This is a genomic window from Rothia sp. HMSC073B08 (genome assembly GCF_001812975.1).
Taxonomy (GTDB): domain Bacteria; phylum Actinomycetota; class Actinomycetes; order Actinomycetales; family Micrococcaceae; genus Rothia; species Rothia mucilaginosa.
This window is the reverse complement of the sequence record NZ_KV811066.1, coordinates 17356-29939: the sequence shown is the minus strand read 5'-3', so window position 1 is coordinate 29939 and position 12584 is coordinate 17356. Positions and strand designations below refer to the sequence as shown.

Here is a 12584-nt window from a genome sequence, read left to right as displayed (position 1 = left end):
TCGGTGATGATGATCGGTGATGATGTGTGGCTTCTCGCTGGGCACTAATTCACTGCGCGGAAGGATGCGATACGCGCCGCCTTCTTCGTCAGCTCGTTTGTCGGTTTGTAGCCCAACGTGAGGCAGATGGCGCGCCCCTCCACAAAATACAGGGGCAGCCTCTCGCGGTCTGCCGGGGAATCCACATCCGCCCAGCGTCCCTGCTCAATGTTGAACGCAATATGCGCCACCAAACAATCAATGCGGTAATCCCCAAACCCAAAAATCTGCTGGGCACCATTGGAGAAGGTGACGGCAAGACGCCAATCGCTGGGCATCTGCTCATCGGGATCTATGTGCTCGGGATCGCCCGTGTACCAGGGGTAAACCTTGAACCGCTCAATATCGGAGTACTGGTAGACCTTAGGCGAACGGAAAAACCGCCCGCGCTTCACCACGGTTGGCGTGAACTGGTAGTACGAACGCACCGTACACCACAGGTACGGAATAGCCAACGCGTAGACAACAAGAAACGCTATTGACGTCTTACCGATATAGGTGGGCACATACTCGAGTAGCTCGGTGTTCGCGAGCGAATGCAGGTAGCAGAGCAGGAAGAAACCACCAACAGGAAGAGCCACAAAGAGGAAAATTCCCTGCCCCTTCCAATCAACCTGAATGGGCTCACTACTGGGCATGGCGACCGTGCCGCGGAACGGGGCACTCAGCCGACCCAGCGTCCTCGTATAGATAGCGGGCATGCCCAGGTGACGTTCGTTCGGACTGAAACCGCGTGCGACCCGCCAGCCGCGGCGACCCCAGCGCGCCGCCCAATACACCATGAGGAACGGCAGAAGCAGTCCCGGAATCAGGATCCCGTCGTACGCCATATCCCAGTACAGAACGAACGTCGAATAGACGATGACACACGCCCAGCCGTACACGAGGATATGCCCGAAATCCATAATGATGTTCGAGCCCTTAATGCTTTCCAGTTGGGCTTCAGCCCTGCGGAATGCCGCTTCTTCCTGCTCGGGCGTGAGGTGAGTGCCAGCATCCGCGAGCTCTGTAATTGCCTCCTTCACATCCTCGACGGGGGAACCCATCACCGAGGTGTAGACTTCGCGTGCTCGCGAGGCGCCAATGAGCGTCGGGTAGGCGACCTCCACCAGCAGGCAGCACGCCAGGTAGATGAAGAACGCCACCAGCCATACGTTGCGCACCTGCTCCATGGGCAGGCCCAGGGCTGCAAGGTCCATGAATTGTCCTCTCTACGGGTATCGGTGATGGTGTGTCTACGGTGCTGAGAAGCCACATGTGTTTCGAAAAGCAGCATAAAACGTGGCTTCTCGAAACACATGTGGCTTCTCGCGGTATAAGAGCGGTTAAGAGCAGTCCGCCTACTTGTACTGCGCCTTCTGGAAGGACGCGCGGCGTGCCGCCTCCTCCGCATGCTTACCGGCAGGCTTATACCCCATGGTCGTGCAGATTACGCGGCCGTCCACGAAGTACTTCGCCAACATTTCGCGGTCCGCCGGCGAATCCAGCTGCGCCCAGCGTCCCTGCTCAATATTGAACGCAATCTGCGCCACCAAACAATCAATCTGGTGCTCATTCAGCGAATAGTCGTGCTTGCGGCCGCCGGGGAGCAGAATCTCCAGCGTCCACTGGCTCGCGTCCTTCGGGTTCAGCTTGATAGCGTCCGGGTTCTTCGGGTACACACGGAATGCGCGAACCTCAGAGTAGGGGCGGGACTTCGCCGGAAGGAGCAGACGCCCAGCCTGGAACGAATCCGGGTTGTACAGCACGTAATCGCGGCTACGCATCAGCAATATGATAATCAGCAGAACGCCCGCCGCCAGCAAGAACCAGGATGCGTGACCGATATAGATCGCTTCCCAATCCTCGTCAATGCTCCAGCCCGCCAACGAAACCAGGAAGACCGAGGCGAGCAGGAACGCAATACCGCCGAGGATCCAGTAGGCGGTGCGGTCGTCACGGATCGGCTCTACACCCGGCACCGTGCCGCGCACACGGAACGGTGCGCTCAGCTTACCCAGCGTCGCCGAGTAGATGCGCGGCATGCCCAGCACACGGTCGTCCTTGCTGTATCCGCGAACTGCACGCCACTGACGGCGGCCAATACGCGCACCCAGGTACACCATGAGGAACGGCAGAATCAGCGCCGGTAGTACAACACCGTCGTACACGATATCCCAGTACAGGGTGAAGATAGAGACCGCCACAATCCAGCCCCACAGGTACATGACCACGTGGAACCAGCCGCTAAACACGCCGGCGCCCTCAATAGAATCCAGCTTCTTCTTCGCCTTCTTCGTGGCGCTACCCTTGCGGGAGGAGCTCAGCGGCGCACCCATCGCGGTGCGTTCCGCGGTGGCGCGGCGCGCCTCATCAACGGGCGAGCCGGACACCTCAAGGTACAGTTCGGCTGCCTTCTCCTTCTTGATGGGCACCGGGTAGGCGATATCCACCAGCAGGCACAAGCCCAGGTACACCATGAAGGCGATCAGCCACACGTCGCGTAGCTGCTCCATAGGCAGTCCCAGAGCGCTCAGATCCATGAGCGGCTCACCTCCTTACGTCTCTCGAACCCTTACGCGGATGCGGCAGCAGCTGCGGCAGCCGGAAGAGCCGAGATGATACGGTCCATAGCCTCATCATTGTGGGCGGCAGAAACGAACCATGCCTCGAATGCGCTCGGCGGCAGGTACACGCCGGATTCGAGCATGGAGTGGAAGAACGCGTTGTAGCGGCTGGTTGCCGACGCCTTGATGTCGGCGTAGTTGTGCACGCCCGCCTCGGAGGTGCCAAACGCGACCGAGAAGAGGTTACCGGCGCTCTGGATGGAGTGGTCCACACCGGCGGCGTTGAACGCCTCGGTCAGAGCCTGCTGCAGCTGGGCGCTACGCGAATCCAGATGCGCGTAGACCGCGGCATCAGCCAGGGTCAGGGTCGTAATACCCGCCGCAACCGACAGCGGGTTACCGGAGAGGGTACCCGCCTGGTAGACCGGGCCGACCGGCGCCAGGTGCTCCATGACCTCACGCTTACCGGCCAGCGCCGCGATGGGCATACCGCCACCAATGACCTTGCCGAACGTGAAAATATCGGGACCCCAGCCGCCATCCTCGGGAGCCGCGTAACCCCAGTAACCAGCCGAAGACACACGGAAACCGGTCAGCACCTCATCAAAAATGACAAGCGCACCGTTCGCGTGAGCAATCTCGTGCAGGCCACGGTTGAAACCGGGCTCGGGGGTCACCACGCCCATGTTGCAGGGCGCCGCCTCAGTAATAATTGCGGCAATCTGACCCTCATGGTTCGCGAACGCCTCACGTACAGCGTCCAGGTCGTTATAGGGCAGAACGATGGTCTCAGCGGCGGTTGCGGCAGTCACGCCAGCAGAACCCGGCAACGCCAAAGTAGCCACACCCGAACCAGCCTCAGAGAGCAGCGCATCCACGTGACCGTGGTAGCAGCCCGCAAACTTAATAATCTTGTCGCGACCGGTCACACCACGCGCCAGACGAATCGCAGTCATGGTCGCCTCAGTACCGGTCGACACCATACGCACCTGATCAATAGCGCCAGGAATCACCGCGTTAATACGGTTGACCACCAGCTCAGCCAGCTCAGCCTCCGGCGCGCTCGCCGCACCAAACGACAGGCCGCGCTCAGCCGCCTGCTGAACAGCCTCAACCACCTGCGGATGCGCGTGACCCAGAATCGACGGACCCCACGAGCAGACCAGGTCAACGTACTCGTTGCCGTCCGCATCGTACAGGTACGCGCCCTTAGCCTTCGCCGCAAACGCAGGAGTGCCGCCCACAGAATTGAAGGCGCGCACCGGGGAATTCACACCACCGGGAATCACCGCGCGAGAACGCTCAAAAAGCTTCTCACTGGTTTCATGATGCAGCGGGTGAGTAGAAGAGGAAGTCATCGTATCGGTGCCTTTCAAACGAGACGGCGAACTAAAGAATTACAAGGGACGACGCACGGCAGGCGACAGAGCCCGCACGTTACTAACGTCCCGTACCCTAACCATCATAGGCGCTACAGATGAACCGCAGGTGACAAGCACCTGAACGTACCGAAAGGTGACGATAAAACACAACAGACAAGTTAGGGAACAGAGAGGATGCGCAACGCGCTAACGCAGGTGCCGGTCAGTGTCCAGACGGTTGAGCACCTGAGTGTCCTGATCGAACAGCCAGTTCTTATCAAAGAGCAGACGCACAAACGCCAGGCCCATACCCAACGCCATGAAAATCAGCAGGGACTGCACGAAACCGCTCGCCGCCGAGTACATGTCACCGCTAGCAAAATGCGACATCGAACGGTAGAACGGAACACCCGGAACCATCGTCACCACCGCCGGAACCGACAGGGAAATACGCGTGTACTTGCGCTGATGCAGCGGCGCCACAATCTCAGCCAAAATACCCACACCAAACACGGCAATCGTCGCTGCCATATGCGCGGGCATACCCGCCTCCACCATATGAATACGGATGGGGTTCGCCACCGCCGCAATCACGCCGCCCCACACACACGCCACCGGGGAAGCGGCAAAAAGCATCGCGAAGCCAGCCGCCGCAACACCCGAGGAAAGCACCTGCAACACCAAATACAGGGTCGGGTCAAGGTTAAGAGGCGCAGGAGCCGCCAACGGCAGGTGGAAGAGCGAACCCAAAACCCACACCGCAAACGACGCACTCAGCAACAACAAACCCACATAGGTTAGACGCGAAATACCCGCCAAAAAGTCCATGCGGGAAATATCGAGCATGCCCGTCACCATGGGGAAACCGGGCACCAAGAACAGTACCGACGAAATAAAACCAATCATGTGGTTCGGGCTAATCCAACCCGCCGCGACCAGCACATTAACAAGCGCAATGTACAGGCCCGCCGCCAGGAAGCCGCACGCCATCCACGTTGCCAAATGGCTCACCCCGCGCTTGAGCAGGGTCGAACGCAAAAACTGGCCGGCACCCGCCGCGAAGAACACCACCGTGCACTCCACCAGACCGCCACGGTTCAAGAACGCGAACCCGGCACACGCCACCGCCGACGCCAGCGCCAACATCCAGCGGGTGTACAGAGGCTTCGCCGAATCAATAAGGTCAAGCTCAGCATTCGCCTCCGCCGGAGTAATCTTTTCAGGAAGCTCAGAAATGAACTTACCCAACTGATCCAGCTTATGAGCGTTAATACCCATCGTGCGCTGCTCAGCCACCTCGGTACGGAAATTACCCTCCGTGTACGAAGACGTCGAAATTTCGGTGAAGGTCACCTGCGCGTGATGCTCCTTCAACCCCACAGCCTTCGCCAAACGCGCCATCGACGCCTTAATACGGTATGCGCTCGCACCCGACTTCATCAGGATGCGGCCCAGGCGGAGCACCACCTGCGACTGCGCCACCAAATGCTCATGAGCCAGACGGGTAGACCCCAGATAAATACTGCGCGTATTAGTGTCAGGGTACGGCTCGGTAGTGCGGGGCTGATCATCCATGAGAGGCCTTCCGGGTCGTGCTATTCACGTGCTATTCGTGTAGGTGTGGTTCCTTATCTAGCATAGGGGAGAAGCCCAAACGGGGATAGTGTCAGCCCGTCAGCAAAGGAGAAGTGTTTGGGGATGCTGCCTAGGTTTTTAGCGGCGCAGTTTTATCGGCGCACAGGCCAGCGGCCGTCAATAACCTCAGATTCCTTACCCGGCTGCGTACGCAACCACGCCTGGAAGCTCGCCGCCTGCTCCGCCGCCCACTGAATCTGCTGCTCGTGCAGCTGGCGCGCATCCACGTTGAGGACCTCGGGGAACTGCTCGGTCAGCTTCACCAGCAGACGCTCCGCCGCCAGGGCATCATCAGCGGAGGTGTGGGCGTTCTCCAGGGAGACACCGTACTCGGCGGCAAGAACCTCAAGGGTGCGCTTGCCGCGCTTACGCGGAATCACGTGCTTATGCAGAACGTACGGGTCGAGCACCACACCCGGCGGCAGCTCACCATTGGCAATATTGTGGCGCAGCATCTCGTGGTGCAGCACCGAGAAATCGTAGGCGGCATTGAACGCAATAATCGGCACACCGTCAAGGTTCAGCGCACCAATCGCGCCGGCTAGCTCCCACACGACCTCGCGGGCGGGACGGCCGTGCTCACGCGCGTACTCGGTGGTGATGCCGTGCACGGCGGCGGCACCGGCGGGGATCTCAACGCCGGGGTCGGCCAGCCACTCGCCACGGCGCACCACATTACCCTGAGGGTCCAGCAGGATCAGGGAAGCAGTCACGATGCGGGCGGTGGTGACGTCCACACCGGTGGTTTCAAGGTCAAAAGTGGCGCGCAGGCCGTTCATCCAGGTCATGCTATAAGACTAACCCAGCAGAGAAGGAGGCGCGCGCCCGGTGGTCACGCGGCTGTGGATAAGCGAGAAACGGTTCTTTCTCCTGCTATATAACCTGTTCGGAAGCAACGCTAATATCCGTACGTAAGTCATGGACGATGGCCATCAATTAGCTCAGGTGACCCCTAGCTGGGCTATGGAATCTCTGTCTAGGCTCTGGCACCGCTATTTATTCATCGTGGGACGCTAGATTCGGCCTGACTAGTATCGAAGAGCACTCCAAGAGCTTATAATTATCAAGGATGACCATCTCAACGAGGAAGTCGTTCAAAATGTACGAGGATTCCTGAAATATTCTCGTGAACAGCGTTGTTACTTTGAAGATATTGGATAGGATTTAAGATGTCTTTTAAAGAAGATCTCAAAAATGCTTTTGAAGGGCAAAACCCTCCGTACCTTTTCGTGGGTTCTGGTTTTTCAAAACGATATCTAGCTTCCCCTTCCTGGGGTGAGCTGTTAGAGAAGATTCGGGCAACTTTAGGGGATTCATATCCGCAAGAGAAATATATTGACCCCAAGGTAACTCCACCAGATTTGCCGGGTTACGCTGAAAAAATGGCAGATGATATTAAAAATTTATGGTGGAATTCTGATAGGTATTCGTATATCTACGGGGATAATGAAAACCGAAAAATTGCAGCTGGAGACTATGGCCCATTAAAACAAGTTGCATGTCATGTCCTTAGTCAGGATTTGTCCTTTCCTGATATTTTGAATGGAGATTTTCCTGAAACTGCCTTAGGGTATGAGACGCAAAAAGTTTTGTCTGATGAGCTTGAATTATTCCAGAAAATTAATTCTCCGTGCCTAATTACAACTAACTATGATTCTTTGATTGAAAAACTTCTGGAATATGATGTTTTTGTGGGGCAGGATGACCTTATTCTGTCCCACACTCAGGGTGTCGGTGAAATTTATAAAATTCATGGAGATATAAATGTTCCGAATTCAATTGTTTTGACTAAAAGTGACTACGATAGATTTAAAGCGCATGATAAATACTTGCATGCAAAAATTCTTACAATTTTTGCTGAAAACCCGATTGTATTCCTAGGGTACAGCCTTAGTGATAAAAATATTCAAGAGATTATCCGAGGCATTGTTGATTGCATTGGGGGAAATCAAGAAAAGTATAATTCATTTTCTAGCCGTATGTATATTGTTGATAGGCCTCGGGGTGACTCGTATCCAAGGATTGAACCGTGTGAAATCTCTCTTGATGGAATTATATTTAAAGCACAGAAGGTTTATCTAAATAATTATCTTGATCTATTTGATGTTTTGGCAAATGATGTGAAATTGCAGGTTCCAGCTAAAACTATGAAATTCTTTGTGGAACATCTGTACGACACTTTTAGTGATCCTCAAAAAATAAGTAGTATTCTTTTGAGGCCTATAGATGAAATTGTGGAGGAAGTTAATAAAGGAAACGGCGAAAAGCTTATTGCTGGGTTGACTTTTAGTGATCCACAGAATATAGGCTTGGGGCCTGGCTTCCAGACAATGCGTGCGGATGTTGTCCGAGATAAATTTATGTTGGGTCAGGACTCTAGCTGGAATGTCTATGGATATATAAGGCATTTTTTAACACCGAACAGTGGTAAGTGGTTGCCGATACATCGTTATCTTAAAAAGATTTCGTTGCAGGATTTTAAATCTAATATATCGACCGAAGAGGCTAACATGCTGTCTGTGGAAGTTAAAAAGGTAACAGTAGAGAAGATTAAATCTTCGCATATTCACGTTCCTGCTCTGTTGAATGGAGAATATCAGAGTATCAATCAAGTTGTAAATCTTGGCGCTCATAAATATAAAGATAATTCTGGCAAAGAGAAGAGCGTGACGGTTGGGCATATGGGAAGTATAATTCTCAAGATGGATGAATCAAAGATTTCCGAAGCTGATTTATTTAAATTTATATCAGAAAATAAGGATAAATTGGAGAAGTATGGGTCGGTCTATTCGAAAATTATTTGCTTATATGATTATATTAAATATGCAGACAATCCTGTGTCTCAACATGTATTGAAACTGTAAAGTATTTAATTAGGTTTTATTGCGCTCCCTTAAATTTTGTTCACAGTTATATCATGCGGCGCATGATTGTGGATAAAGTTGTTATATTTCAAATGGGTGTTCTTTTTGGGGGGGTGTTGAAATTAGATACATTTATTCTTTGATATTTGTAGATATTATTGAAATATTTTATGACGGGCGGCGGGGCGTACCCGCCGCCCACCCGATAGACTGAAACCATGACAACCCAACTTCTCACCGGCATCCCCGGAACCGGTAAAACCCACCACCTCACCGAACGCGCCCTGCGCTACCTCGCCGACGGAAACGACCCCGCCCGCCTGCTCATCCTCGCACCCACCCGCACCGCCGCAACCCGCATGCGAGACACCATCGCCGCATCCAGCGACCGCAGCCTCTCCGTAGCACCCACCCGCGCCTGGGCCGCATACGCCTTCGACCTGCTCAAACGAGCCCAAACCCGCGGGCTACTCAGCGGCGTAGAAGGCAACCTCAAACTCCTCTCCGGCCCCGAGCAGGACGTCATCATCGGCGAACTACTCGCCAACCACGCCGAAGGCATCGCCCCCGGACCCGCCTGGCCCGACGTACTCCGCGACGCCCTCGCAACCCGCGGATTCCGCCACGAAATCCGCGACTTCTTCGACCGCATGGCAGAATACGACCTCACCGCCGAAGACGTACACGCCCTCGCCACCGAACACAACCAGCCCGCCTGGCACGCCCTCGCCCAACTGCACACCGAATACCGTGCCGTGCGAGCCCTCCGCGCCAAAAACGCCTACGACCCGGCAGTACTCATCAACGACGCCTGCCGGCTGCTACTGCGCGCCCCCGAATTCCTCGCCGAAGAACGCCGCCGCTACGACCTGATCCTCATCGACGACGTGCAGGAACTCAGCCCCTCTATCTACCGACTGCTGCGCCTCATCGCCGCAGAAGTCGCCCCCGCAGACGCCGCGCACCTGACCGAAACCCACCCCGACCTCTTCGCTGAAGGCCCCCAGGTTGTCATGACCTACAGCGACGAAGCCGTCGTCCAGGGCTTCCGAGGCGCCCGCCCCGACCTCGTCACCACCCTGCAGACAAGCTTCCCCAGCATGCGCACCCGCACGCTCACCACCTCGTACCGCCTGCCCGCACTCATGATGCCGCTCGTGGCGGATATTCGCCGCCGCCTGCCGCGCTACACCCGATTCGTGCCGCTCACCGCTGAACAGGATAGGGCGAAGAATGGTGTGCAGGGAGGCGCAAAGAACAGTGCGCCCGCAACCTTTGGACGCATCAACACCACCCCCGCCGACGAAGCCCTCACCTGGGGCGCCGCAGACGAACCGCTGCTGCACCTGGGCGCCGACGGCAAAATCCTCGACCCCGCGCACTACCGCACCGCACCCGCCGGCGTGTATAAGTATGCGCTCTCCAGCTCTCAGGACGAGGCGAACCTCATCGCCCAAATGCTGCTCGAAGAACGCATCTACGGCAACCACCCCTACCGCGAGTCCGCCATCATCGTGCGTAGCAGCGCGGACGTGGCGCGCATCCGCCGCGTGCTCTCCTCGAACGGTATTCCCTCGCGTACCTCCGCGGCGCTCGTGCCGGTGCGCGACGAGCCCGCCGTACGCCCCTTCCTGGACGCGCTCAGCCTGCTCGTCTACGCCCGCAAGCGCGGCGAGAAGGCACTCAACCCTGCCGTGCACATGCCCGTTGCAGAAGGTACGGAGGCGGCGGAGCGTGGCGGCTACGAAACCCTCAGCGCCACCGAAGCTGAAGAGCTCATGCGCCGAAGCCTAGACGACGTCATCGCCGAAGAAAGCCGCGCCAACCCCCTCGGCGGCGCGCAGAGCGCCATCACCCTGCTCACCTCCCGGCTCGGTGGCGCATCCAGCATGGACGTGCGACGACTCCGCCAGCAGCTACGATCCATCGAACTGCAAAGCGGCGGCCACCGTCCCAGCGACGACCTGCTCCTCGGTGCCCTGCTACACCCCGAAACCCTCCCCGAAGAGGGCGTAGGACGCGCCGTGCACCGCATCGCGGCCGTGCTCTCCGCCGGACGTAAAGCACTCGCCCGCCCCGAATCCACCAGCACCGAAGTGCTCTGGGCGCTCTGGGAAGCCAGCGGCCTCGAAAAAACCTGGGTCGCCCAGTCGCGCGGCGCAGGCCCCGACGCCGACGCAGCCCACCGAAACCTCGACGCCATGATCGGCCTCTTCGAAGCCGCCGACCGATTCGACGAGCAGATGCGCGGCGCCGGTGCCGAGCAGTTCCTCGACTTCATCGACGCACAGGACCTACCCATGGACACCCTCGCCGCCCGCGGCGTACGCCAAGACGCGGTCGAGATTCTCACCCCCGCGCTTGCCGCCGGTCAGTCCTGGCGCACCGTATATGTATGCGGCCTGCAGGAAGGCACCTGGCCCAACACCACCGTGCGCGGCTCCCTGCTGAGCACCGGCGACCTCGTTGATCTGTGCGATGCGCGCCTCCGCCAGCGCGCCCAGCAAGCAGAACAGCAGGCGGGGGAGGGCAAGCAACCTGTGCCGCCCGCCCGCATCCGTAGCTACCCCGAACGCGTGCGCGACACCCGCCACGACGAGCTGCGCATGTTCGCCGTCGCCGCCACCCGAGCTAGCACCCGCCTCGTGCTCACCGCCGTGCGCAACGACGATCAGGCACCCGGCGAGTTCTTCGACTTCGTGCTGCCCACCGACGCGGTCGGCGACTCCACGGACGTGCCCATCACCCGCGTGCGCCGCCCCGCGACCCTGCGTTCCCTCGTGGCGGAGCTTCGCCGCACCCTCGTTGAGGAATCGCTGAACGCGATGCGCGCCGAAGACGCTCAGGACGGCGCGCCGAGGCACAACGCGCCGGAGGAAGAGGAACTCACCCCGGAGGCTTCCGCGTACCGACTCGATGCCGCCTCCCGCACTCTGGCGCGCCTGGCGAACGATCAGGCGCCCGGCGCCGCACCCGACGAGTGGTGGGGTCTGCTGCCGCTTTCTAGCACGGAGCTGCTCTTTGCGCACCGCCTGACAGACCACGCTGAGCTGGACGAAAACCACGGTGAAGGCGGCGAAGAACACGGCGAAGAACAGGCTGAAAAGCCCGGCCGCCGCACGATTACGCTTTCGCCTTCGCGCCTGGAAACCATCCACAGCTCCCCGCTGGACTGGCTGGTTTCCGCCGCCCGCGCGGAAGCCCAAACCGACCTGTCCCGCTCCCTCGGTACGCTCGTTCACGCCATCGCCGAGGAGTACCCGACCGGCACCCTCGAAGAGCTCCAAACCGCCCTCGACGAGCGCATTAGCTCCCTCGGCGTGCCCGCCCGCAAGGACGATGAGACCGATGAAGAGTACCGCGAGCGCGTGCCCTGGGAATCCTACGCCCTCTACGAGCGCGCCAAGCGCATGATTCTGCGCCTGAGCTACTACTACCGTCAGCACATGGGCGACGCCGGCTGGCAGAACCTCGGTGTTGAAGGTTCCTTCGCGGTGCGTGTGCCCGTGCCCTTCGACCCCGCCGGTGAGATCGGCGAGCTGGATGCGCTGCTCACCGGCCGTGTGGACCGCCTCGAGGGTACCGCCCCGGCGGAGGACGGTACCCGCCGCTACGCCATTGTTGACCTGAAAACTGGTAAGTCTAAGCCGACCGGCTCGGAGATGGAGACGCATCCGCAGCTTGCCGCCTACCAGATTGCGGTGGAGGCTGGCGCGGGCGAGCAGCTGGAGGAGCGCTACCGCGCCGAAGCCGCCGCCCTGGAGACGGGTGAACCGCTACCGGATGCCCGCCCCCAGGAGCTGGAGTACACCGGCTACACGGGACATTCCGCAGGCGCGGCGCTCGTGCAGTTGGGCGCCTCAGGCGTGAACGACGAGAGCAAGACTCGCCTGCAGGTTCAGCCGGCCCTGACTGAGCACGATTCGTGGGCGGCTGAGCTGGTGCAGCACGCCGCGGAGCTGATTGCTGGCTCGCAGGTGCAGGCTCGTCACCGTGAGGGCGGCTATGGGTGCCGTCTGCCGGAGATCTGCCCGATTTGTACGCGCGGCCGTCAGGTGACGCAGCCCTAGTAGCTGCGTACCCTACGTTTACTTTTGATATCACTCACCCCGAACCTCCCATGAGAATGATCCATGAGG

The 12584-nt window shown here is 58.5% G+C and carries 7 protein-coding genes; 2 read left to right on the top strand and 5 right to left on the bottom strand.

All coding sequences use genetic code 11. The features are described 5' to 3' along the window. Nucleotides 1-44: 44 nt before the first annotated feature. The 5 genes from HMPREF2884_RS05015 to HMPREF2884_RS04995 form a co-directional block, all read right to left on the bottom strand. Nucleotides 45-1238, bottom strand: coding sequence for a carboxylate transporter (locus HMPREF2884_RS05015; protein ID WP_070616114.1), 1194 nt, complete (start codon nucleotides 1236-1238; stop codon nucleotides 45-47). 141 nt (nucleotides 1239-1379) lie between these two features. Next, on the bottom strand, nucleotides 1380-2561 hold the full coding sequence (locus HMPREF2884_RS05010; RefSeq protein ID WP_049349425.1) for a hypothetical protein: 1182 nt from the start codon (nucleotides 2559-2561) through the stop codon (nucleotides 1380-1382). A 32-nt stretch (nucleotides 2562-2593) separates the two neighbouring features. Beyond that, complete coding sequence (hemL, locus tag HMPREF2884_RS05005) at nucleotides 2594-3943, bottom strand: glutamate-1-semialdehyde 2,1-aminomutase (RefSeq protein ID WP_070616112.1); 1350 nt, start codon at nucleotides 3941-3943, stop codon at nucleotides 2594-2596. 210 nt (nucleotides 3944-4153) lie between these two features. Next, nucleotides 4154-5521, bottom strand: a complete 1368-nt coding sequence (locus HMPREF2884_RS05000; protein WP_070616110.1) for a threonine/serine exporter family protein — start codon at nucleotides 5519-5521, stop codon at nucleotides 4154-4156. Between the two features lie 152 nt (nucleotides 5522-5673). Next, a complete protein-coding gene (locus HMPREF2884_RS04995; protein WP_012903182.1) occupies nucleotides 5674-6369 on the bottom strand; it encodes a 3'-5' exonuclease in 696 nt (231 codons plus the stop codon). Between the two features lie 381 nt (nucleotides 6370-6750). Here HMPREF2884_RS04995 and HMPREF2884_RS04990 point away from each other — a divergent pair, with 381 nt between their 5' ends. Both HMPREF2884_RS04990 and HMPREF2884_RS04985 read left to right on the top strand, forming a co-directional pair. Then, a complete protein-coding gene (locus HMPREF2884_RS04990) occupies nucleotides 6751-8445 on the top strand; it encodes an SIR2 family NAD-dependent protein deacylase (RefSeq protein WP_070616108.1) in 1695 nt (564 codons plus the stop codon). A 218-nt stretch (nucleotides 8446-8663) separates the two neighbouring features. Further along, nucleotides 8664-12515, top strand: a complete 3852-nt coding sequence (locus tag HMPREF2884_RS04985; RefSeq protein ID WP_070616106.1) for a UrvD/REP family ATP-dependent DNA helicase — start codon at nucleotides 8664-8666, stop codon at nucleotides 12513-12515. The last annotated feature ends 69 nt before the right edge of the window (nucleotides 12516-12584 follow it).